We start from the raw sequence: 21583 nt of genomic DNA, 5'->3' as shown, positions 1-21583 counted from the left end.
CTTTCATGTTCGGCCGATCCCTCTACGCGACCTTCACGGTGCTCGCGCTCGCCACCGCCGCCACGGCCTGCGGCGGCGGTCAGGACAGCTACGCCTCCGTCGTGGACAAGGCCAAGAACGACAAGAAACTGGTGATCGGCGTGAAGGCCGACCAGCCGGGGCTGGGGCTGCGCACGCCCGACGGCACTTTCGCCGGGTTCGACGTCGAGGTCGCCAAGTACGTGGCCAAGCAGCTCGGCGTCGAGGCCAAGGACATCACGTTCAAGGAGACCGTGTCGGCCAACCGGGAGGCCTTCATCGAGCAGGGCCAGGTGGACATGGTGGTGGCCACGTACTCGATCACCGACGCCAGGAAGCAGAAGGTCTCCTTCGCCGGGCCGTACTTCGTGGCCGGGCAGGACCTGCTGGTCAGGGCCGCCGACGCCGCGCTGACCGGGCCCGAGGCGCTGAACGGCAAGAAGCTCTGCTCGGTCGCCGGCTCCACCCCGGCGCAGAAGGTCAAGTCGGAGTACTCCAAGGAGGTGCAGCTCCAGGAGGAGCGCACGTACTCGGCCTGCGTCGACCGCGTGCTCGGCGGCCAGCTCGACGCCATCACGACCGACAACGTCATCCTCGCCGGCTACGCCGCGCAGCACGCGGGCAAGCTCAAGGTGGTCGGCAAGCCGTTCAGCACCGAGAAGTACGGCATCGGGCTGAAGAAGGACGACACCGCCGGGCGCAAGGCGGTCAACGACGCGCTGGAGAAGATGTTCTCCGACGGCAGCTGGACGAAGGCGCTGCAGGCCAGCGTCGGCGCCTCCGGCTTCGCCCTCCCGCAGGCCCCGCAGCTGGAGCGGTACTGATCGTATGGAAGCACTGCTGATCGAACGCGAGACGATCCTCGCCGCGTTCTGGATGACGATACGGCTGACGGCGGTCAGCGCGCTCGGCTCCCTGGTGCTGGGGACGCTGCTGACCGCCATGCGGGTGGCCCCGCTGGCCTCCCTGCGCGGCGCCGCGAACTGCTACGTGACCGTGGCCCGCAACACCCCGCTCACCCTGGTGCTGCTGTTCACCGGCCTCGGCGTCGGGGCGAACCTCGGGGTCGAGCTGTCGGACGACATCGCGACCAACAACTTCTGGCTCGCCGTCATCGGCCTGACCGCCTACACCTCGGCGTTCGTCTGCGAGGCCCTGCGGTCCGGGCTCAACACGGTGCCGGTCGGGCAGGCGGAGGCGGCCCGGTCGCTGGGGCTTGGCTTTGTCCAGTCCCTGCGGCTGATCACGCTGCCGCAGGCGTTCCGCGCCGTGGTGGCGCCGCTGGGCAGCATCCTGATCGCGCTGACCAAGAACACCACGATCGCGCTCGTGGTCGGCGTGGGCGAGGCGTCCGTGCGGATGCGGGAGATGATCGAGACGTACGGGGACCAGGTCATCGAGATCTTCCTCGGCTTCGCGGCCGGGTTCGTGCTGCTGTGCCTGCCGATGGGGCTGCTGTTCGGCTGGTTGTCGCGGCGGATGGCGGTGGCGAGATGAGCTTCTTGGCGGTGATGTGGTGAGCTACGCGAACCTTTACGAAACGCCCGGGCCGCGCGGCATCCGGCGCAACCGGGCGCTGGCGGCGGGCGTCGCGCTCGTGCTGCTGCTGGTGGCGTACGTGGTTTATGTGCGGTTCGACGCGAAGGAACAGTGGGCGGCCGAGAAGTGGACGCCGCTGCTGCGCGGCGACGTCTGGGCCACGTTCATCCTGCCGGGGCTGGCCGGGACGCTGGGTGCGGCCGTGGCGGGGGTGGTGCTCGCGGGGCTGTTCGGGCTCGTGTTCGCCACGGCCCGGCTGTCCGACCACCGGTGGATCCGGGTGCCCGCGGCCGCGGTGGTGGAGTTCTTCCGGTCCGTCCCCTTGCTGCTGCTGATCTTCTTCGCGTTCTTCGGGTCGTACGTGCTCATCGGCGCGAACATCTCGGCCTTCGCCGCCGTCGTCTTCGGGCTGACCCTCTACAACGGCTCGGTGATCGCGGAGATCATCCGCGCCGGGGTGCAGAGCCTGCCCCGCGGGCAGGCGGAGGCGGCTCACGCGATCGGCATGCGCAAGGGGCAGGTGATGCGGCTCGTGCTGCTGCCCCAGGCGTTCCGCGCCATGATGCCCGCCATCGTCAGCCAGTTCGTGGTGCTGCTGAAGGACTCGGCGCTGGGGCTCATCGTGGGCTACGACGAGCTGGTCGATCGGGGGTTGAACGGGATCGCGGCCAACTTCTCCAACGTCATTCCGGCGGCGATCCTGATCGCGGCCATCTTCATCCTGATCAACCTCTCCCTCGACCGCCTGGCCCACCGCCTCGGCGCCACCCGCCTCGCCGCCACCCGCTGACCGCGTCCCCCGCGAGCAGCGCCGGTCAGGCGGCGGCCCGGCGACGCAGCGCGGCCAGCCAGGGGGCGGCGCCGAGGGCGGCCAGGAGGAGCAGCAGCGGCACCCGCCACCACCACGTGACGCTCGGGGGCGGCGGGTCCTGCGGCCGCGACACCCAGGGCCGGGCGGTCTTCGACCAGACCAGGAACGCATCCCCGATGGGCAGCAGTCCGAAGGCGTACCGCTTGCTCCACGGGGTGTCGATCGGCAGCCCGGCCAGCTCGCCGTAACCGGCCAGCGCGGCGGCCAGCGGGGCGTCGCCGTGCGCCTGGGCCGCGCCCAGGGTGACCACGGTGGCCGACAGGCTCACGCCGAGCGGAAGCGGCCCGGAGTCCACGTCGGCCGGTCCGTCCACCCCCTCCGGGTACTCCCGCACGGCAGGGCCGAGCCCGAGCGGGGTGGCGACGTAGCGGTCGCGGAAGCGTACGTACTGCTCAGCGGCGAAGGCCGGGTCCACGTCCACCAGGAACCGCTGGATCATGCTCTGCGAGCTGCCCCTCGCCACCTCGACCGGCTCGCCGGTGCCGGGGTCGGCGCGGTGCGGGAGCAGTCCGGTGCGCGGGTCGAGCCGCCGCCGGACCTCCCGCAGCCACCGTTCGACGGTCGCGCCGAACCGGGGCGGAAGGAGCGCGTCGTGCAGCCGCAGCGACGCCACCGCCACCGTCGAGTCGACCGGCCACGACTGGCCCGGGTAGGCGGCCAGGTACGGCGAGGGCGAGGAGTCGAACGCCGCACCGAGCGCGGCGGAGTCTCCGGCGAACCGGCGCGCCTCGGCGGGATCGCGCCGCCCCTCCGGCTGCAGGCTGAGCACCCCGCCGCGCAGCCAGTTGCACCATCCCTGGTAGAAGACGCCGTAGGGCGGGGTGAGGCCGGGGCTGAACGGGGCCCGGCCGGAGGGCGAGTCCAGCCGTTCCAGCGCCCAGCGCGCCTCGCGCAGCGCCTGCGACCGCTCGCCCGGCGGTTCGCGCAGGCCGAGCTCGACCCAGCTCAGGCCGTACAGGGCGTGCAGGAAGAAGAAGCCTTCGGGGAACAGCGCCTGCGCCTCGTCACCCGCGCCCGCCTCGAGGGCCTCGCGCAGGAACGCCAGCTGCCGCCGCACCCCAGGCGGCTCCCCCGCGGCGCTTCCGCTGGCGGGCACGACCAGTCGCACGGCGCCCGCCAACGCGCAGACGCTCACCGCAACGGCCACGAACCGCCGCACCCAGCGCAGCACGCGACGCGCGGACGACGACGGCTGAGTCATCCGCCGATGCTAGCGGGAGTGGTGCACTCGTCCGGCCGGCACTAGTCTGCCGATCATGCGCATGCTCCACCTCGGGCTGCGGGTCACCGACCTGGAACGCTCGCTCGCCTTCTACACCGCGCTCGGGTACGCCAAGCTCGGAGGTGTCTCCGAGACGGAGTTCGGCAGCCTTACCATGCTGAAGCTGCCCGACGATCCGTTCGTCAGCCTCGAGCTCGTGCATGACCCCGCGAGACCGGTCAAGGACGTCGGCGCCGTCAACCACCTCGTCGTCCAGGTGGACGATCTCGATGCCACGATCGCCGCTCTCGCGGCCAGGGGCGTCACGGCCGAGCCGCCGGCGGACCTGGGGCCGGGGATGCGGACGTCATGGCTGACCGACCCCGACGGCTACCGGATCGAGCTCGTGCAGTGGCCACCCGGCCATCCAGCCGGCATGACGGCGGCCGATTTCGCCTGACTGGGTTGGGCGGAATCCTCGAAGGCGCCGGTCTCACTCACCCCTGGACGAGGCAGGCGGTTGCGCTGGGCGGCGTACAGGTCGGTGACCTGGGGAGATGAGCCCTGCTCGGTGAGGAGGTTCTGCAGGTCGCCGGTGAAGTCCCGCGGGAGCCCGCTGGCCGTGTCATCCGTGCCCTGGATGCCCACGGTCGCGCTGCGGGGGGCGACGTCCGCGATCGTCACGGCGTACGCGCTGCCGCCCGTGATCCGGACGTTCCAGTGCGCCATTCTGGCGCCGAACAGCGGGCCGGAGGCGGCCGAGCCGCCGACCCGGCCGTTGTTCACCATGGTGATGTCGGTCCTGGCGTTCTCGAAGGGCAGCGCCCGGTGGGTGTCGAACGTGCCCTCGGCCATCCGGCCGCGCCGCCAGACGTTGCCGGACGACAGGCCCTCCACGTTGAGGCCGTGGTGGACGGCGCCGGACGGCACCGGCACGGTGAACGCCTCGATCTGGAAGTCGTCGACGAGGTTGTCGTGCGACTGCATCCGGCAGGCGAAGCTGTGGTGAGCGGCCCTGCCGCCGACGACGACTCCGGAGAGGGTGATCGATTTGGCGGAGGTGAAGCCGAAGCCGAGGTCGCAGTTCTCCACGCGTACCTCGCTCGCCCAGCAGTCGTGCACGGCCTGGGCGGCTCAGCCTGACAGAATCTTCACGCATTGTGCTCCTCGGGATCGAGTGGCGTCTGGCGGGGATGCTCAAGGCCGCGGGACCGCGATGCCGCCGTATCGGTCCCAGCCGTTGGCGATGCGGTCGTAGTACTTGCCGGCCTCGGCCGCGTCCCGGACCCAGTCCCACTCGCCGCTCGCCGCAGGCGTCGGATAAGTCCGGATCTGCTCGGCGATGCGCCGGCTGTCGTCGAGCCCGTCCCAAATGAGCTGTTCCAGCTCGCGGGTCCGCCGGCCGGCATCCCGGACGTAGATCCGGTAGCCGAAGTACGCCGCCGCGACCGCCCGGTGCAGCCTCGCGGTCAGCAGCGTCCGCTCGAAGTAGGCGCTGAGCTGCTGGAAGTGTTCGGGCGACAGGTCGCGCCTGGCCCTGGTGATGGCGCGCAGCGCACTCTCGGCCACCCGCACTCCGTGGTCCTTCTCCGTGAGGACATGTCGCAGGTACGCGGGCGTCATCTGGTCACCGGGGGTCACCCATCCCCTGTCCAACACGTACTGCGCCTCCCTGGCCAGCGTGGGATCGGCCTTGCAGGCGGCCGGGGACAGATGGTTGACCACGTCGGTCCAGAAGTGGAAGCGCTTGTTCACGCCATGGCGGACGTAGGTGACCGGCGGCTCGATCCACTTGCCGGACACGCTGCGGTGATAGCTCGAACAGTACGGCTCGTAGTCCAGCCGGGAGTGGTTCGCGGTATTGGTGCCCAGGCTGTAGAGCACCGAGGTGACGATCTCGTATGACTTCGACAGCGCCGAGGCGACCTCACGTGAGGCCGGCTTCCCGTACGTCTTCTCCGCGAACTCCCGGTAGATCGTCTCCACGCTCACCCCGCGGTCCTCCGTGGCCCGGGCGAGCGCGTACAGGTTGATCTCAGTGGGCGTGCCGATGATGCGCGACTCGCCGTAGCGGTCGGTCCTGGCCACGTAGCCGATCACGTTCGGCAGCGTCTGGTAGTGGCGCAGCCGCCTGACGTGCTCCTCCGGCCACCCGTTCGCGATCTTCCCCTGACCGTTGTACTCGCCCGCGGTGTCGTACTCGACGAGCACCGGACGGTTGATCCGCGCGATCGTGGCGTCGTTCGGGTGGGTGAGGAAGAAGTCGTGCGGCGTGGCCTTGGCCATCACCTTGACCTCCGGGTTGCGCACCAGGGCGATCGCGCCGATCGTGCGCTCCATCTCCTCGGGGAAATAACCGAACGTGCGCAGGTAGAGCCCGAGCCCTCGTTCGTTGACGATGACCTCGGCGACCTGGTCGACCAGGTAGGCCAGCTTCTGCTCGGCCGTGGTGAGCTTCGCCGAGTGCTGCCGCTCCACCCGCGCGCCGGTCTCGATGAAGGTCAGCACCACCGAGTCGATGTCCGGCACCAGGTCCAGCAGCTCCTGGTAATCCTGCTTGAACCACTGCCAGAAAGCCGGATCGTCCAGGTTGATCGTGCCGCCGGGCCCGGTGCGGAACTCGGCCGGGTAGTAGTCCAGGTCGTAGAGCGAGTGGTCCCAGATCGCCACCTCGGCGATCCCGGCGTCGTGCGCGGCCCTGGTGAGCCGGTTGGCCTGCGCCTGCTTGGCGGGCTCGCGCACCTCGCGCAGGTCGTGCACGATCTCGTGGCTCAGCTGCAGGTGGTTGATCTTGTACGGCTTGGCGGCGTCGATGACGGCGTCGGCCCCGGCCTCGCTGTCGGACAGGATCGTCCACCCGCGCACCCGCTGTCCGGCCTCGGCTCGCGCGGGCACCGCCACCCCGGCCGTCACCAGCAGGATCAGGACGGCGAGGAGGTGCCTCATTGCTCCACCCCGTTCACGAACACCTTGCGCATGCTCAGCCGACCGGTGAACGCGATCTTGTCCGGGCCGGTGACGTTCGTGAACGCGCACTTCTCCAGGCGCACCCCGACCAGGTGGTCGGTCTCCAGACCGACGAGGTTGAGCACGGCGTCGGCGCCGTCCAGCCTGGTCCGCTCCATCCGGATGTCGCGCACCGACACCGGCTCGGCGCCTCCCTCATTGCTGTTGTAGGCCATGTTGACGAAGATCACCTCGCGGTCCACGTTCCGGCCGGTGAAGTCGCGCACATGGACGCCCTCGATGAAGGCGCCGCGCTTCTTGCTGGCCTTGATGTAAACGGGGTACTTCACCGGGTAGTTGCCGGGGAAGTCCGGCGAGTTGATCACGCACCGCTCGGCGAAGACGTCGCGGACGCCGCCCGACATCTCACTGCCGACCGTGATGCCGCCCCAGCGGCCGGAGAAGAAGCAGTCCTGGACGACGATGTTCTCGCTGGGCACGCCCACCCTGCGGCCGTCGGCGTCGCGTCCCGACTTGACCGCCACGCAGTCGTCGTTCGTGTTGAACCGGCAGTCGTGGATGTGCACGTATGAGGACGACTCCGGGTCGCAGCCGTCGGTGTTGTAGAGCGTGCTGACGACGGTGATGCCCCGGACGGTGACGTTCGTGCAAAGGACCGGGTTGACGGTCCACATGGGCGGCTCGAGGATCGTGACGTCGCTGACCAGGATGTTCTGACATTTCACGAACTGGACCATGGCGGGGCGCAGGTAGTGGCCCGCCCCGAACACCCGCTGCTCGACCGGCACGCCGTCGTCGCCCATCTTGCGCAGCGCCCGCTGGTCGCCGCCCTGAGGACCGCCGTTGGCGTACCAGCTCTCCCACGGGCCCTGCCTGGCCTGGCCGTCGAGCGTGCCCTTGCCCGTGACCGCGATGTTGCGCTGTCCATGGGCGTAGACGAAGGGGCTGTAGTTGTAGCACTCCGTGCCCTCCCACCGGGTGAAGACCACCGGCAGGTACGCGTCCGGATCGGTGCTGAAGGCGATCACGGCGCCCTCGGACACGTGCAACTCGACGTCGCTCAGCAGGTGGACGGCACCGGTGAGGAAGCGTCCTGGCGGCACCACGACCCGGCCGCCGCCCCCGCGATGGCACTCGGCGATCGCCGCCTTGAACGACGCCGTGCAGTCGGTGGTGCCGTCGCCCACGGCGCCGAAGGCGGTGACGTCCCACTTCCGGCTGGGGAAACGGGGAGGTCGGATCTTACGCAGGATGTCCGGCACCCTGTGCCATGGATCAGAGGATCGGGACTCGGCCGACACCGGGCCGGTTCCGGTGGCGAGCGTGGCCGCGGCGAGGGCTCCACCAGCCTTGAGCAGAGAGCGTCGAGATGGCATGGTCACCACCGGGGGTCGTGGAGACGTCGGATCTCTGGAGCGTAGATGCCGCCATCCCCGAATTCAAATCTTGACGAAGTTAATTTCGGGGCACAGGCTGGCCTCCCGGAACCCGCGGGTATACGATCCCGGAAATACATCCGATGTATGTGGCCTGCAGGAGGCTCTACATGCCGACCGCTGCCGTGATCCGACTGAGCGCCTTATTGCTCCTGGCCCTCTGCCTGCCCGCCCTCCCGGCCCTGCCCGCGCAGGCCGCACATGCCGCGGGAAGCTGGAAGATCTCAGGCTTCCCCGGCGGCCCCGCGGCGGAGCTCGTCCTCGATCCCGGAAACGGCTCGCTCACGCTCGCGGTGAGCCGTCGCGGCGCCCAGGTGCTGGCCGCGAGCCCGCTCGGCATCGTCACGGAACGGGCCGACCTGTCACAGGGACTGCGCTTCTCGCAGCGCCGCGATCGGGTGGTGACCGAGCGCTACGCCACCGCGGCGGGCAAGCGCCTGGAGCGGCACTCCGTGATGCGGGAGACCACTCTCTCCTTCGCGAACGCCGCGGGTGCCCGCCTGGAGCTGGTCGTCAGGGTCGCGAAGGACGGCGTGGCCTACCGCTACCGGCTGCCCGAGGACCACGGCGCCGTGCTGCGCGAGGCGTCCGCGTTCATTGTGGAGCAGGACGCCCCGGCCTGGCTGGCGCGTCACCGCCGCGACTATGAGAACCCGTTCTCGCCGTACACGGCCGCGAGCGCGCCCGCGGCCGATTTCATGGTGCCCGCGCTGTTCGAGACAGGCGGCGGCCACCTCCTGGTCACCGAGTCCGACCTGGACGGCCGCTACTCGGGCCCCAGGCTGGCGCACGAGCCGGGCACCGGCACCTACCGCCTGCTGCTGTGGGACGAGCGGGTCCAGGTTTCCGGCCCGCTGACCACGCCGTGGCGGGTGATGATCGCGGGAGACCTCGCCACGGTCACCGAGTCGACGTTCGTGGACGATCTCGCCCAGGACTCCAAGGTCCGCGACACCTCCTGGATCGAGCCCGGGCCGGTGCTGTGGACCTGGCTCGCGGGCGGCAGGGAGGCGGGGCAGAGCCTGGACAGGCAGAAGGAGTTCGTGGACTACGCCGCCGCCCGCGGCTGGCCGTACGTGAAAGTGGACGCCGGGTGGTACTTCCTGAAGGACCAGTGGGACGTCACCCACCCCGACTGGCCGGCCACGAGCTGGATCCCCCAGCTCGTCGAATACGCGCGCAGCAAGGGCGTCGAGATCATGGTCTGGGTCCACTTCCGCGAGCTGGACACGGCCGAGGAGCGCGCCCTGTGGCTGCCGACCCTGCACCGGTGGGGCGTGCGCGGCGTCAAGATCGACTTCATGGACGCGGAGTCGCAGGAGCGGCTGCGCTGGTACGACGAGATCCTCCCCGCCACCGCCGAGAACCGGCTGATGGTCAACTTCCACGGCTCGACCATCCCCAAGGGCGTCCAGCGCACCTGGCCGCACGTGCTGACCATGGAGGGCGTGCACGGCGGCGAGAAGCGCACCCTCACCACGCAGCACCTGACCACCCTGCCCTTCACCAGGAACGTCGTCGGCTCCATGGACTACACGCCGATGGCCTTCCACCGGGAGAGCCGGCCCACCTCCGACGCGCACGAGCTGGGCCTGGCGGTGACGTACGAGTCCGGTCTGCAGGACCTGGCGGGCACCGTCGAGTCCTACCGGGCCAGACCGGAGGCGGAGCGCTTCCTCGAACAGGTGCCGGCCGCCTGGGACGAGACGCGGCTGCTGTCCGGGCGTCCGGGCGATCACGTGGTGCTGGCCAGGCGCGCCGGCGACCGGTGGTTCGTGGGCGCCGGGGTGTCCGGCGCGGCGCGCACGCTCGACGTCCCGCTGACCATGCTGCGGGGCCGGTGGCTGGTCGAGGTGGTACGCGACGGCCCGAACGGGCTGGTACGCGAAGGCCACCTGGTCGACGGGCCCCGCGATCGCCTCTCCGTGCCGGTGCCGGCCGAGGGCGGTTACGCGGCGATCGCCTGCCGCCGGCGACCGGGGATCACGACGTGCGACCGCTAGGCCTCCGGCCCGACCACACCTCCGATGTATAGGTGCGACCGAATGAACCGACGCTTACTGGCAGGCTCCATCATCATGCTCCTCGGCGCGGCGCTGGCCGTGGTCCCCGATCTTCCCCACCTCCCCGCCGCCGCCGCGCAGGCGGGCGAGCCGTACACGCTGTGGTACGACGAGCCGGCGCCCGACACGAACCAGGGCTGGGAGACCCGGTCCCTGCCGGTCGGCAACGGCGCCATGGGCGCCACCGTGTTCGGCGGTGTCGCGGCCGAACGGCTGCAGTTCAACGACAAGACCCTGTGGACCGGCGGCCCCGGGGTGCCCGACTACACCTTCGGCAACTGGGACGCCCCCCGGCCCGGCGCTCTGGAGGGTGTCAGGGAGCGGATCTGGAAGGAGGGCGGCATCCCGGCCGCGGACGTCCTGGCCGCCCTGGGGCTGAAGTCCGACACGCCGCGCCACCGCAGATTCGGCGCGTACCAGAGCTTCGGCGACGTGCGCCTCACCTTCCCCGGCCTGCCGGAACAGCCCACCGGCTACCGCAGGGAGCTGGACGTCTCGCGCGGCGTGGCCAAGGTGTCCTTCAGAGCCGGGGACGTGCGCCACACCCGCGAGTACTTCGCCTCCGCGCCCGCGGGCGTGATCGTGGCCAGGCTCGCCGCCGACCGCCCCGGCGGCGTCGGCTTCACCGCCCGGATCGCCGTGCCGGCCAACCGCTCGGCCACCGCCACCGCCGCGGGCGGCCGGCTCACCGTCAAGGGCAACCTCTCGAGCAACGGCATGGCGTACGAGGCCCAGCTCCAGATCCTCAACCAGGGCGGCACCAGGACGGACAACCCCGACGGGACCGTCACGGTGTCCGGCGCCGACTCGGCCGTGCTCATCCTCGGCACCGGCACCGACTACGCGGACGACTACCCCACGTACAAGGGCGAGGACCCGCACGCCCGGCTCACCGCCCGCGTCGACGCGGCCGCCGCCAAGGGACACGCGAAGCTGCTGGCCGCGCACCAGGCCGACCACCGCAAGCTGTTCGGCCGGGTCAGGCTGGACCTCGGCGGCGTCATGCCCGCGGTCCCCACCGACGATCTGCTCGCCGCGTACGGCACTGGCGACTCGAGCGCCGACCGCGCCCTGGAGCAGCTCTTCTACCAGTACGGACGCTACCTGCTGATCGCCTCCTCCCGCCCGGGGTCACTGCCCGCCAACCTCCAGGGCGTCTGGAACGTCCTGGAGGCCCCGCCCTGGCAGTCGGACTACCACCTCAACATCAACCTGCAGATGAACTACTGGCCGGCCGAGCAGACCAACCTGGCCGAGCTGGCCGAGCCTCTTCACACCTACGTCGACCGGCTGCGCGAGCCCGGCAGGGTCACCGCCAGGCAGATGTACGACGCCGGCGGCTGGGTCGCCCATCACGCCTCGAACATCTTCGGCCAGACCGGGGCCTGGGACCATCCCGCCTACTTCTTCCCCGAGTCGGGCGCCTGGCTGGCCGGCCAGCTCTACGACCACTACCGCTTCACCCTCGACAAGGGCTTCCTGAAGCGGACCGCGTACCCGGTCATGAAGGAGACCGCGCGGTTCTGGCTCGACTTCCTGCAGAGCGACCCTCGTGACGGCAAGCTCGTCGCCGTGCCCAGCCGCTCGCCCGAACTCGGGCCGGCCACCGCGGGCGCGTCGATGTCCCAGCAGATCCTCTGGCACCTGTTCACCGACCTGCACGAGGCCGCCGCGCTGCTCGGCGACCGGAAGGAGGCCGCCACGGCGGCGGCGGTCCTGGACCGGCTCGACCCGGGGCTGCGCGTCGGCAAGTGGGGTCAGCTCCAGGAGTGGAAGGAGGACATCGACGACCCCGCCGAGACCCACCGGCACGTCTCCCACCTGTTCTCCGTGCATCCCGGGCGGCAGATCTCGCCGCGCACCACGCCGGAGCTGGCCGAGGCGGCCAAGGTGTCGCTCAACGCCCGCACCGACGTCGGCACCGGCTGGAGCAAGGCCTGGAAAATCAACTTCTGGGCCCGGCTGCTCGACGGCGACCGCGCGCACAAGCTGCTGGCCGACCAGCTCAAGACCAGCACGCTGGCCAACCTCTGGGACACGCATCCGCCGTTCCAGATCGACGGCAACTTCGGCGCCACGTCGGGCATGACCGAGCTGCTGCTGCAGAGCCACCTCGGCACGATCGACCTGCTGCCCGCCCTGCCCGCCGCCTGGGCGGACGGCAGGGTGGCAGGTGTGCGCGCCCGCGGCGCCTGCACGCTCGACCTGGCGTGGCGGTCCGGGCGGCTGTCCGAGGTGGGGCTGACCGCGGACGAGGGCGGCACGGTCAGGTTGCGCAACGACACCTTCCGCGACGGGGCCCGCGTCATCGACGGCCGCGGCCGTCCCGTCGCCCACCGCGTCGACGGCGACACCCTGACGTTCTCCGCCAAGGCGGGTGAGCGCTACCGGATCACCTGACACCCCCCGCCGGGCGGGGCACCACCCCCGCCCGGCCGCGTCCGCGGGCGGCTCCGGGCACTCCCGCACGGCACCCGTCACGGGCCACGGAGCGCCGCCCTGGAGCTGGGCCGGGTGCCGCCTGCCTGCGATCTGCTCGGGATCGTCGCTGGAGAAGGAGGTGTGAGGACAGGAGCCTTGCCGGTTGACGTCCTCATGGACCGGGACCGGTTCAACGGCAGGCGCAGATCAGGTGTTCGACGCGCGGGTCTGGTCGTTGTCTCCGGCCGGTTCAGTCTGGTCGAGGGTTGAGGCCCAGCTGGCGAGGAGGGTGAGCGCGTCGTGGGCCGCGGTGCCGGGCTCGGCGCTGAAGGCGGTGAGGGTCAGGCCGGGGTCGGCGGGCAGGGGCATGGCTTCGAAAGGGAGGCTGAGGTGGCCGACGACCGGGTGGTGGAAGTTCTTGACGCCGGTGTGGTGCAGGCGGACGTTGTGCGCGGCCCACAGGGTGCGGAATTCTTCGCTGCGGGTGGCGAGCTCGCCGACCAGGTCGGTCAGGGCGCGGTCGTAGGGGTCGCGGCCGGCTTCGGTGCGCAGCAGGGCCACGGTGGTGTGAGCGGATTCGTCCCAGTCGGGGTAGAAGTCGTGGGCCCGGGGGTTGAGGAAGCGGAAGCGGGCGAGGTTGACGGGCCGGACCGGGTCGTCGAAGACCGGCGCGTACAGTGCCCGGCCGAGCCGGTTGGCGGCGATGATGTCCAGGCGTCCGTTGCGGACGTAGGCGGCAGCGTCGGTCATCGAGTCCAGCAGGAGCTGGATGCCGGGCCGGATCTGCTGCTGGGCGGGGCGGCGGCGGGTGCGGGGGCCGGCGTTGGCGGTTCTGGCCAGGTCGAACAGGTGGGCGCGTTCGGCTTCGTCCAGCTTCAGCGCGCGGGCCAGGGATTCCAGGACGCTTTCTGAGACGCCGCTGAGGTTGCCTCGTTCCAGGCGGGCGTAGTACTCGGCGCTGACGCCGGCGAGCATGGCGACCTCTTCGCGGCGCAGCCCGGGCACCCGCCGGTGACCGCCGTAGGCGGGCAGCACGGCCTGCTGCGGGGTGATCTTGGCTCGCCGCGAGATCAGGAACTCGCGAACCTCACTGCGGTTGTCCATGTCCTCCCAGGGTAGGCCCGGTTTTGGTGCCGTGGGGTGTTCTGTCAGTACATGGAACAGCAGGACCTGTCTGGCTTGTCTCATCAGCGGTTTGCTGGCTGGTGCCGGGGTTGTGCGTGCCGCCCGCCGCCTCCCCGAGCCCACGACAAGCACGGGGAAAGGCAGAGACGATGACGCAGAACACGAGGGGTCCGAAGCCCGCGGGCGACCGGAGCGGGCTCGGCGACTTCGCGCCGAAGCTGGCCGAGCTGACGGAAACGGTGCTGTTCGGGGACGTGTGGGAGCGGCCAGAGCTGTCAGCCCGCGACCGCAGCTTGGTCACCGTCACCAGTCTGGCCGCGCTGTACCGCACCGAGCAGCTGGACTTCCACCTGCGCAAGGCGCTGGAGAACGGGCTGAGCAAGGACGAACTGGTCGAGGCCCTCACCCATCTGGCCTTCTACGCCGGCTGGCCTGCCGCGATGAGCGCGGTCGCCCGGCTGAAGACCATCGTCGAGGAAACAAGGACTGCTTGACGTCAGCAGCTCCACCCCGACGGGCCACGAGTACGCCGGCGACGGCGATTGACCAACGAAGGAGATGACTGTGGACAAGCGAACTCTCGGGCGTGGCCTCGAGGTCTCGGCGATCGGTCTCGGCTGCATGGGCATGAGCCAGAGCTACGGTCCCAACCCGGGCAGCCGGCAGGAGATGATCACGCTGATCCGGGCGGCGGTGGAGCGGGGCGTCACGTTCTTCGACACCGCCGAGGTCTACGGGCCGTTCCTCAACGAGCAACTGGTCGGCGAAGCCCTCGCCCCCGTCCGCGATCAGGTCGTGATCGCCACCAAGTTCGGATTCGCCTTCGACGCCGACGGCCGCCAGAGCGGGCTGTCCAGCCGGCCCGAGCACATCCGGAAGGCCGTCGACGGCTCGCTCCAGCGGCTCGGCGTCGACGTGATCGACCTGTACTACCAGCACCGCGTCGACCCGCAGGTGCCGATCGAGGACGTCGCCGGAGCCGTCAAAGAGCTCATCCAGCAAGGCAAGGTCCGGCACTTCGGCATGTCCGAGGCGGCCGCTGCCACCATCCGCCGCGCTCACGCCGTCCAGCCCGTGACCGCCGTGCAGAGCGAGTACTCCCTGTGGTGGCGCAAGCCCGAGCAGGAGGTTTTGCCTGCCCTGACCGAACTCGGCATCGGCTTCGTCCCCTACAGCCCGCTCGGCAAGGGATTCCTCACCGGCACCGTCGACGCAGCCACCAGCTTCGACAGCGCCGACATCCGCACGAGCATCCCGCGCTTCACCCCCGAGGCGAGGAAGGCCAACCAGGCACTGGTCGACCTCCTGGCCGCCATCGCCCGGCGCAAGGGCGCCACCCCCGCCCAGATCGCCCTGGCCTGGCTGCTGGCCCAGCACCCGTGGATCGTGCCCATCCCCGGCACCCGCCGGCTGGAACGACTGGAGGAGAACATCGCCGCCGCCCACGTCACGCTCACCACCGACGACCTCGCACACATCGACAGCGCCGCCGCCGAGATCGACATCCAGGGCGGCCGCTACCCCGAACACCTCGAACGCATGACCGGCCTGTGACCTGTCGCCGGCGCCGCAACACCAGCAGGAAGGACATTCGTCATGGCTTCATGGACCAGGGACGAGCTCGCCCGTATCGGCACCGCGGACGAGCTGCGGATCGCGCCCGTCCGCGACGACGGCACGCCGCGCACACCCGTGCCCATCTGGGTCGTCCGTGACGGCGACGACCTCTACATCCGCTCCTACCGAGGCAGCGACGGCGCCTGGTACCGGGCCGCCCGAGCCGGCCACCACGCCCGCATCACCGCCGGCGGCGTCGACAAGGACGTCGCCCTGGCCGAGGAGAACGATCCCGGCATCAACGACCGGATCGACGCGGCCTACCGCACCAAGTACGGCCGCTACGGCGGCACCTACGTCACTCCCATGGTCGCCGCCCAGGCCCGAGCCACCACGCTCAAGCTCGTACCGCGCCCGTGAAGGGGGACACCGTCGTTCAACGCGCTCCTAAAGGCCTCTGCGCAATGCCCATTCGACGCCCGGGCAGCGATCCATGACGACGTCGAGGCCGGCGTCCGAAGCACGCTGAGCCGCGGCCTCGTCGATGACGCCGAGCGAGAGCCAGACCGCCCCGGCACCGATCGCGATCGCTTCGTCAACCGCCTGCCCCGCGAGCTCGGAACGCCGGTAGACGGCGACCACGTCCACCTTCTCCGGGACCTCGGCAAGCGACGAGTATCCGGTCTCGCCCAGCACGGTCTCGGCGGCAGGATGAACGGGGATGATCCGCTTGCCTCGCGCCTGGAGCAGCCGCGCCTGATCGTAGACCGTACGCTCCGGGTTGTCGCTCAGCCCGACGAAGGCCCAGGTTTGTGCCTCGTGAAGCAGCCGCTTGATGACATCGTCGTCCGCGAAACGCTTTTCCATGCCGGCGGCAACACAGCCGGCGCGCCGGAACTTCCGCGGCCGCGCCAACCGTCTCGTCATCGGATGGCGAAAAGGATCACACCATGGCCAGGTAGGCAGCGAGTTCGTCGGCCGATGAAGTGGAGATCCCAACGTACCCGTCCGGCCGGACGAGCGTGTGCCGCTCGCCGCCGTACGGCTCGGCCGGCTTGTAGGCGCGCACCTCGGGCCCACCCGCGACGCGAGGGGCGGGGTCGGGCGACAGCAGCGTGAAGTGCGGGCCCCGCAGCAGGTCGAACATGCGTGCCCACGTCCCGTCGGCCAGCCGGAGCCGGCCGTCAGGCACCCGCTCGCCACCGCACCGGGCCAGCGAGCCGCCCCGGTAGCTCAGTGAGAGCTGGTAGGTCTCCTCGTCACGCTTGTAGGACTTCTTGTCGTGCAGGTCCGCGCTCAGGCCGAGTACCCGGGCGGCGACGGGCCTGCGCTCCTCCTCGTACGTGTCCAGCAGCGCTTCCGGTGCGCCTGCGAGCACCCGCGCAAGCTTCCAGCCCAGGTTGTAGGCGTCCTGCACGCCGGTGTTGAGCCCCTGCCCGCCCTCTGGCGGGTGCACGTGGACGGCGTCCCCGGCCAGAAAGACGCGGCCGGAGCGGTAACGGTCGGCGAGGCGGATGTTGACCCGGTAGAGAGAGGACCACAACAGTTCGGTCAGGCGCACCCCGCGCCGCATCGACCGTTCCGCGACGATCTCCTGATACCAGGACAGCGTCTGCTCCGGCACGACGCCCGGCTTCAGCGAGGCGAGCAGCTGGAAGGTGTCGGTGCCGGCCATGGGGTACAGCGCCACCATCCCTTTGCCCGGCCGCACCCAGACGTGGATGTGGTCCCGGCCGAGCCCCTCGACCCGCACGTCGCCCAGAGCCATCCGCTCCTCCTCGCGCGTCTCGCCGGTGAAGCCGATGCCGAGGGCCTTGCGCACCGGGCTCCTGCCGCCGTCCGCCGCCACCAGGTAACGCACCCGCAGGATCTCCCCCGTGCCCAGCCTGGCGGTCACCCGGTACGCGTCCTGCTCGAAACCGATCAGCGCGGCGCCTTGCTCCACCTTCCCACCCAGTTCGGCCAGACGCTCGCGCAGCACCGACTCGGTCCGCCACTGCGGGTGCATCATCACCATCGGGTACGGCACCGCGTCCGTGGCCGGGGTGCGCTTGTGCATGCGGGCCTGCCACACGGGCACCCTGCCCATCCAGACCCGCAGCGGCGGGTAGGGCGTCGCGCCCGCCAGGACCTGGCCTATCACCCCGAGGTCGTCGAAGACCTCCTGCGTACGGGGCTGCAGCCCCTTGCCCTTGGAGCCGCCGGCAGGCACAGCCGCCTGGTCCACGATGCGGCAGGCGACGCCCCGGCGGGCCAGATCCACGGCGAGGGTGAGCCCGGTCGGGCCGGCACCGACGATGAGTACATCTGTCTTCTCGTTCATGGCACGACCGTGCCAGGCCGCGCTGCCGGATCGCTGTCAGCTTCTGCCGGGCGCTGTCATCCCGACAGATGAATCGACGTTGAGCAGCGGCCCTCCGGCGTAGAGCCGGACGAGCAGTTCCCCGAGCTCGCGGCCATCCACGTCCACGCCGCTCATCTACCACCTCAGTGGATCATCAGGTTGACGGATGTGGAGTGAGAAGGTACGAGGGCCGCGTACCCTCTCGCGAGAGCGCTCGTACGGTCCTGCTCGCCCTCGGCATCCGGTCCGTCGCCCTGGCCGGCGATGTCGAGGCTGGCATCCCGCCCGGCTTCGTCGAAGGCGCAAGGCGGCTGCCCGTCGTCGTCAAGGCGGGCGGCTTCAGGGACCCCGACACGCTCGTACGCCTGTATGACCTGCTGACCACGACCTCGGAGAGGCTGCCACGACCCCATAGCGATGTCGCGGGTCTGGACGTGCCCATCCGGATGCTGACGTCACCCGAGGACCTGCGTCCCGCTCCGGCGTCGCGCAGGTGCTCCGGGTGACGGCGCTGCCGGAGGACCTGTCCTGGGGACGGGTAGGACTGGTCGCAGGACTCGGCGATGCTGCGCGGCAGGGAGGAGCCTCTCACCGCCGTAGAAGATCTTGCGGTTCTTGGACACGTACGACACGTCTGCATGCCGGGTGACGGGCCCGGTGGCCCGTGTTGCCAGCCATGCCGCCCACGGCCCTCACTCCGCGCCCACTTAAAAGTGATCGATCACGTCATGTGTATTGACCCAAAGGTGAACGTTCACTAGCCTCGACGCAATCGCGTCGCCACAGGTTTGCGAGCCGCCTTCCCGCAGCTCAACCGCACCGGCACGCGCATGCTGCCGCTACTTCTCCGCACCCCCGACGCCTCCAAGTCCAGGAGTTGGACCATGAGCCAAATCAGCCGACGCCACTTGCTGCGCACCGCCGCGGCCGCCGCCGGCGGCGTGATGCTCGCCGCATGCACCAGCGGTACCTCTGACAAGCCCGCCGCGACGTCCCCGAGCGGGGGTTCTGACAAGAAGGGCGACGTGACCGAGGCGCTGAAGCGGCCGGCGAAGATCCAGGAGTCGCCTGCACTGACGGGCAAGGGTCTGCCGCCCGTCGAGCAGCGCATCCCCACAAACCCCTACGTCATCCCGCACCGCTGGACGGGTGAGGGGCGGTACGGAGGGAAGCTGAAGATGCTCGCCTTCGGCTCCACAGGCGCTGCCAACGCCAACTCGATCGCAGAATTCTGCTACGGCAACTCGCCCCTGCGCTTCCTCAACGACGGCCTGGACGTCGGCCCCGGTCTCGCCGACAAGTGGAGCGCCAACGACGACGCGTCCGAGTGGACCGTCCACTTCCGCGAGGGCCTCAAGTGGTCCGACGGCGAACCCTTCACCGTGGACGACATCCTGTTCTGGTGGGAGGACATGGTCCTGCCCGGCCACAACGCGCAGACGCCACCGCCGTCGAACATCTCCGGCAAGGGCACCCCGGTGAAGATGACCAAGGCGGACGACCATACGCTGAAGTTCACCTGGGACACCCCGCAGCCGCTCTTCCCCGAGCAACTGGCCACCTATGTCAACGGAGGCCTGGGCAGGAACGGCCCGACCTGGGTGCTGCCGAAGCACTACCTGAAGCAGTACCACCCCAAGTACAACAAGAAGGTCCCCAAGGACTGGGACACCCCGGGCGGCCTGTGGGAGCAGAAGGCCGACTGGAAGCGCAACCCCGACTGTCCCACGCTCACCGGCTACCGGTGCAAGTCCTTCGACAACAACACCGGCATCGTCCTCGAGCGCAACCCGTACTACTGGGTCGTCAACACCAACGGCGACCAGCTGCCCTACATCGACGAGATCAGCTTCTCGATGCAGACCAACGCCGAGGCGCTCAAGCTCAAGATCCAGCAGGGTGCGGTCGACTACTGCCAGGGCCTCTTCAATCAGGTCAGCCTCGCCGACGTGTCCACGCTCTCCCGCAACAAGGACAGGGGCCACTACGACATCCTGCTGTGGAACACCGGGGACGGCACCGGCTCGATCTTCTTCTTCAACTACGACTACATCGCCAAGGACGAGAAGTACGGCAAGCTGATCCGCGACAAACGCTTCCGCCAGGCCGTCTCGCTCGGCTGGGACCGCAAGGCCACCCGCAAGAGCCTGTACTTCGACCAGGGTGAGCTCACCACCGGGACCATCGGGCCCGGCACGGCCGAGTTCCATGCGGAGCCGGACGGCCCGAAGCTGTACCAGCAGTGGCGCGACTCCTACCTCGGCCCCGACCCCGCGAAGGCCAAGGCGCTGCTGGCGGAGATCGGTCTGAAGGACACCGACGGCGACGGCTACGTGGAGTTCCCCGACGGCGCGCCCCTGACGATCCAGGTCCCCTACTCCGCCGACATCTCCAAGCCGGAGGCCGACAAGGACGAGCAGCTCGTCGCCGACATGAAGAAGATCGGGCTGCACATGAAGCGCGTCCCGATGTCGCCGGCCGCCTTCGGCGAGCAGTGGACGGCAGGGCAGCTGATGTCCCACACCAACTGGGGCAACGCCAACGGCACCTCGATCATGGTGGTCCCGAACTGGCTGGTCCCGGTGAACACCCAGTACTGGGCCCCGCTGGAGGCCGCCTGGTACGCCAACAGCGCGAGCGGCAAGAACAAGGAGGAGCTGGACCTCGCGCCGATCAAGCGGCATCCCCCGCGGATGGCGCCCGAGCCAGGCGACCCTGTCGAGAAGCTCACCAGTCTGTACAAACAGGCCAAGACCGAAGCAGATCCAGTCAAGCGCAACCAGCTGGTCTGGCAGATGTTCAAGATCCACATTGAGGACGGGCCGTTCTTCATGGGCTCCACGGCCAACTTCCCCGAAGTGATCGTCAAGAACCGGGACCTCGCCAACGTCCCCGATCAGAAGAACCTCGCCCTCGGCGGCATCACCGGCCCCTGGCACATCCCTGCCCCGGCCACCTACGACCCCGAGTGCTGGTACTGGACGAACCCGGAGAAGCACTCGTGAGCGCATCCAGCGCGGACGGGCCGGCCGTCATCCCCGGGAGAGCCGCATGCTGATCGTGGTCGCCCGCCGCGTCCTCTACATGATCGTGACGCTCGCCGTCGTGTCCATGCTCAGTTTCGCCATCATCGCCGCCCCGCCCGGCAGTGCTCTCTCGCAGAAGATCTCCCAGCTGCAGTCGCAGGGCGGCGAGGTGACCGAGGCGCAGATCATCGCGCTGAAGGCGCAGTACGGCGTCGACGAATCCTGGTTCACCCAGTACGCGAAGTGGATATCCGGCTTCTGGCACGGCGACTTCGGGTTCTCCTTCACTCTCAACGAACCCGTCGGTTCCCTCATCTGGAGCCGGCTCGGACTCTCTCTGCTGCTCAGCATCGGGGCCCTGCTCATCGCCTGGGGCTTGTCGATCCCACTCGGGGTCTACTCCGCCACCCACCGGCGCTCGCTGCCCGACAGCGTCATCACGGTGATCCAGTTCATCGGGGTCGCCATCCCGGAATTCCTGTTCGCGCTGGTGGTCATGACGCTCGCCGCCAACCACCTCGGCGCGGACGTCGGCGGGCTCTTCTCCAGCCAGTACGAGAACGCCCCGTGGAGCTGGGCCAAGTTCACCGATCTGCTCGAACATCTCTGGGTCCCGCTGGTGGTGATCGCGGCCGGCTCGACCGCCTGGCTGACCCGCGTCGTGCGCGCCAATCTGCTCGACGTTCTCAACAACCAGTATGTGCAGACCGCGCGGGCCAAGGGGGTGTCCGAGCGCAAGGTGATCTGGAAGCACGCGGTGCGCAACTCGCTGCACCCGCTGGTGATGACCTTCGGTACCACCTTCCCCGTGCTGATCTCCGGCGAGGCGATCGTGTCGATCGTCCTCAATCTGCCGACCATCGGGCCGCTGCTGGTCAACTCCCTGCTCAACAAGGACATGTACGTCGCGGGCACCATCTTGCTCATGCTCTCGGCCCTGCTGGTGATCGGCAATTTCGTCGCCGACCTCCTGCTCACCGTGATCGACCCCCGCATCCGGCTCGGAGAGTGATCG

At 69.7% G+C, this 21583-nt stretch carries 19 protein-coding genes; 12 read left to right on the top strand and 7 right to left on the bottom strand.

Translation table 11 applies throughout. The features are described from left to right. Window positions 1-5 precede the first annotated feature (5 nt). From ACIBVN_RS27565 to ACIBVN_RS27555, 3 genes are read left to right on the top strand one after another with little or no spacing between them, the layout of a single operon-like run. Window positions 6-842: a glutamate ABC transporter substrate-binding protein gene (locus ACIBVN_RS27565; protein WP_397141078.1), complete on the top strand. Its 837-nt coding sequence runs from the start codon at window positions 6-8 to the stop codon at window positions 840-842. A gap of 4 nt (window positions 843-846) precedes the next feature. Beyond that, entirely contained in the window at window positions 847-1515 is a 669-nt protein-coding gene (locus ACIBVN_RS27560; protein WP_397141076.1) for an amino acid ABC transporter permease, read from the top strand. Between the two features lie 19 nt (window positions 1516-1534). Continuing rightward, entirely contained in the window at window positions 1535-2347 is an 813-nt protein-coding gene (locus ACIBVN_RS27555) for an amino acid ABC transporter permease (protein WP_397141074.1), read from the top strand. A 25-nt stretch (window positions 2348-2372) separates the two neighbouring features. Here ACIBVN_RS27555 and ACIBVN_RS27550 read toward each other — a convergent pair whose 3' ends face one another. Continuing rightward, window positions 2373-3629 carry a hypothetical protein gene (locus tag ACIBVN_RS27550; protein WP_397141072.1) on the bottom strand — a complete coding sequence of 419 codons (1257 nt, stop codon included), beginning with the start codon at window positions 3627-3629 and terminating at the stop codon, window positions 2373-2375. Between the two features lie 55 nt (window positions 3630-3684). On the opposite strand from ACIBVN_RS27550, the gene ACIBVN_RS27545 reads away from it, so the two are divergent. Next, window positions 3685-4089 carry a VOC family protein gene (locus ACIBVN_RS27545; protein WP_397141070.1) on the top strand — a complete coding sequence of 135 codons (405 nt, stop codon included), beginning with the start codon at window positions 3685-3687 and terminating at the stop codon, window positions 4087-4089. Here the strand turns inward: ACIBVN_RS27545 and ACIBVN_RS27540 are convergent. The 3 genes from ACIBVN_RS27540 to ACIBVN_RS27530 all read right to left on the bottom strand — a co-directional run bounded on the left by ACIBVN_RS27540 (window position 4020) and on the right by ACIBVN_RS27530 (window position 7972). Beyond that, window positions 4020-4751: a hypothetical protein gene (locus ACIBVN_RS27540; protein WP_397141068.1), complete on the bottom strand. Its 732-nt coding sequence runs from the start codon at window positions 4749-4751 to the stop codon at window positions 4020-4022. The genes ACIBVN_RS27545 and ACIBVN_RS27540 overlap by 70 nt on opposite strands. 75 nt (window positions 4752-4826) lie before the next feature. Continuing rightward, window positions 4827-6575: a hypothetical protein gene (locus tag ACIBVN_RS27535; RefSeq protein ID WP_397141066.1), complete on the bottom strand. Its 1749-nt coding sequence runs from the start codon at window positions 6573-6575 to the stop codon at window positions 4827-4829. After that, window positions 6572-7972 (bottom strand): glycoside hydrolase family 28 protein, encoded by a 1401-nt coding sequence (locus ACIBVN_RS27530; RefSeq protein ID WP_397141064.1) that lies wholly within the window; start codon window positions 7970-7972, stop codon window positions 6572-6574. The genes ACIBVN_RS27535 and ACIBVN_RS27530 overlap by 4 nt, the downstream gene beginning before the upstream one ends. Before the next feature lie 170 nt (window positions 7973-8142). Here ACIBVN_RS27530 and ACIBVN_RS27525 point away from each other — a divergent pair, with 170 nt between their 5' ends. Next, window positions 8143-10035 (top strand): glycoside hydrolase family 97 catalytic domain-containing protein, encoded by a 1893-nt coding sequence (locus ACIBVN_RS27525; RefSeq protein ID WP_397141062.1) that lies wholly within the window; start codon window positions 8143-8145, stop codon window positions 10033-10035. Window positions 10036-10077: 42 nt separating this feature from the next. Then, window positions 10078-12495, top strand: coding sequence for a glycosyl hydrolase family 95 catalytic domain-containing protein (locus tag ACIBVN_RS27520; RefSeq protein ID WP_397141060.1), 2418 nt, complete (start codon window positions 10078-10080; stop codon window positions 12493-12495). A 228-nt stretch (window positions 12496-12723) separates the two neighbouring features. Here ACIBVN_RS27520 and ACIBVN_RS27515 read toward each other — a convergent pair whose 3' ends face one another. Further along, on the bottom strand, window positions 12724-13620 hold the full coding sequence (locus ACIBVN_RS27515; RefSeq protein WP_397141058.1) for a helix-turn-helix transcriptional regulator: 897 nt from the start codon (window positions 13618-13620) through the stop codon (window positions 12724-12726). Between the two features lie 170 nt (window positions 13621-13790). Between ACIBVN_RS27515 and ACIBVN_RS27510 the strand changes: the two genes are divergently transcribed. The 3 genes from ACIBVN_RS27510 (at window position 13791) to ACIBVN_RS27500 (ending at window position 15618) form a co-directional block, all read left to right on the top strand. Further along, a complete protein-coding gene (locus ACIBVN_RS27510) occupies window positions 13791-14135 on the top strand; it encodes a carboxymuconolactone decarboxylase family protein (RefSeq protein WP_397141056.1) in 345 nt (114 codons plus the stop codon). 70 nt (window positions 14136-14205) lie between these two features. Further along, window positions 14206-15195 (top strand): aldo/keto reductase, encoded by a 990-nt coding sequence (locus ACIBVN_RS27505; RefSeq protein WP_397141054.1) that lies wholly within the window; start codon window positions 14206-14208, stop codon window positions 15193-15195. Between the two features lie 42 nt (window positions 15196-15237). Continuing rightward, on the top strand, window positions 15238-15618 hold the full coding sequence (locus ACIBVN_RS27500) for a DUF2255 family protein (RefSeq protein WP_397141052.1): 381 nt from the start codon (window positions 15238-15240) through the stop codon (window positions 15616-15618). Window positions 15619-15645: 27 nt separating this feature from the next. Here ACIBVN_RS27500 and ACIBVN_RS27495 read toward each other — a convergent pair whose 3' ends face one another. Further along, a complete protein-coding gene (locus ACIBVN_RS27495; RefSeq protein ID WP_397141351.1) occupies window positions 15646-16065 on the bottom strand; it encodes a CoA-binding protein in 420 nt (139 codons plus the stop codon). 76 nt (window positions 16066-16141) lie between these two features. Next, the gene (locus ACIBVN_RS27490; RefSeq protein ID WP_397141050.1) at window positions 16142-17521 is read right to left on the bottom strand and encodes an FAD-dependent monooxygenase; all 1380 of its coding nucleotides are present in this window, start codon (window positions 17519-17521) and stop codon (window positions 16142-16144) included. Between the two features lie 194 nt (window positions 17522-17715). Here ACIBVN_RS27490 and ACIBVN_RS27485 point away from each other — a divergent pair, with 194 nt between their 5' ends. From ACIBVN_RS27485 to ACIBVN_RS27475, 3 genes are all read left to right on the top strand, one after another. Continuing rightward, entirely contained in the window at window positions 17716-18048 is a 333-nt protein-coding gene (locus ACIBVN_RS27485; protein ID WP_397141048.1) for a hypothetical protein, read from the top strand. Between the two features lie 378 nt (window positions 18049-18426). Continuing rightward, window positions 18427-20547: an ABC transporter substrate-binding protein gene (locus tag ACIBVN_RS27480; RefSeq protein WP_397141046.1), complete on the top strand. Its 2121-nt coding sequence runs from the start codon at window positions 18427-18429 to the stop codon at window positions 20545-20547. 46 nt (window positions 20548-20593) lie between these two features. Beyond that, window positions 20594-21580, top strand: coding sequence for an ABC transporter permease (locus ACIBVN_RS27475; protein ID WP_397141044.1), 987 nt, complete (start codon window positions 20594-20596; stop codon window positions 21578-21580). Window positions 21581-21583 lie beyond the last annotated feature (3 nt).

This window comes from Nonomuraea sp. NPDC049400 (assembly GCF_044466425.1).
In the GTDB taxonomy this organism is placed as follows: Bacteria; Actinomycetota; Actinomycetes; order Streptosporangiales; family Streptosporangiaceae; genus Nonomuraea.
This window is presented reverse-complemented; position numbering and strand designations above follow the sequence as displayed.

Excerpts from the sequence above, each read along its gene's own strand:
- ACIBVN_RS27525 (WP_397141062.1), top strand. The coding sequence starts at position 8,143 with ATGCCGACCGCTGCCGTGATCCGACTGAGCGCCTTATTGCTCCTGGCC.
- ACIBVN_RS27495 (WP_397141351.1), bottom strand. The coding sequence starts at position 16,065 with ATGGAAAAGCGTTTCGCGGACGACGATGTCATCAAGCGGCTGCTTCAC.
- ACIBVN_RS27545 (WP_397141070.1), top strand. The coding sequence starts at position 3,685 with ATGCGCATGCTCCACCTCGGGCTGCGGGTCACCGACCTGGAACGCTCG.
- ACIBVN_RS27535 (WP_397141066.1), bottom strand. The coding sequence starts at position 6,575 with ATGAGGCACCTCCTCGCCGTCCTGATCCTGCTGGTGACGGCCGGGGTG.
- ACIBVN_RS27565 (WP_397141078.1), top strand. The coding sequence starts at position 6 with ATGTTCGGCCGATCCCTCTACGCGACCTTCACGGTGCTCGCGCTCGCC.
- ACIBVN_RS27520 (WP_397141060.1), top strand. The coding sequence starts at position 10,078 with ATGAACCGACGCTTACTGGCAGGCTCCATCATCATGCTCCTCGGCGCG.
- ACIBVN_RS27500 (WP_397141052.1), top strand. The coding sequence starts at position 15,238 with ATGGCTTCATGGACCAGGGACGAGCTCGCCCGTATCGGCACCGCGGAC.
- ACIBVN_RS27490 (WP_397141050.1), bottom strand. The coding sequence starts at position 17,521 with ATGAACGAGAAGACAGATGTACTCATCGTCGGTGCCGGCCCGACCGGG.
- ACIBVN_RS27550 (WP_397141072.1), bottom strand. The coding sequence starts at position 3,629 with ATGACTCAGCCGTCGTCGTCCGCGCGTCGCGTGCTGCGCTGGGTGCGG.
- ACIBVN_RS27510 (WP_397141056.1), top strand. The coding sequence starts at position 13,791 with ATGACGCAGAACACGAGGGGTCCGAAGCCCGCGGGCGACCGGAGCGGG.
- ACIBVN_RS27475 (WP_397141044.1), top strand. The coding sequence starts at position 20,594 with ATGCTGATCGTGGTCGCCCGCCGCGTCCTCTACATGATCGTGACGCTC.
- ACIBVN_RS27515 (WP_397141058.1), bottom strand. The coding sequence starts at position 13,620 with ATGGACAACCGCAGTGAGGTTCGCGAGTTCCTGATCTCGCGGCGAGCC.
- ACIBVN_RS27560 (WP_397141076.1), top strand. The coding sequence starts at position 847 with ATGGAAGCACTGCTGATCGAACGCGAGACGATCCTCGCCGCGTTCTGG.
- ACIBVN_RS27480 (WP_397141046.1), top strand. The coding sequence starts at position 18,427 with ATGAGCCAAATCAGCCGACGCCACTTGCTGCGCACCGCCGCGGCCGCC.
- ACIBVN_RS27530 (WP_397141064.1), bottom strand. The coding sequence starts at position 7,972 with ATGCCATCTCGACGCTCTCTGCTCAAGGCTGGTGGAGCCCTCGCCGCG.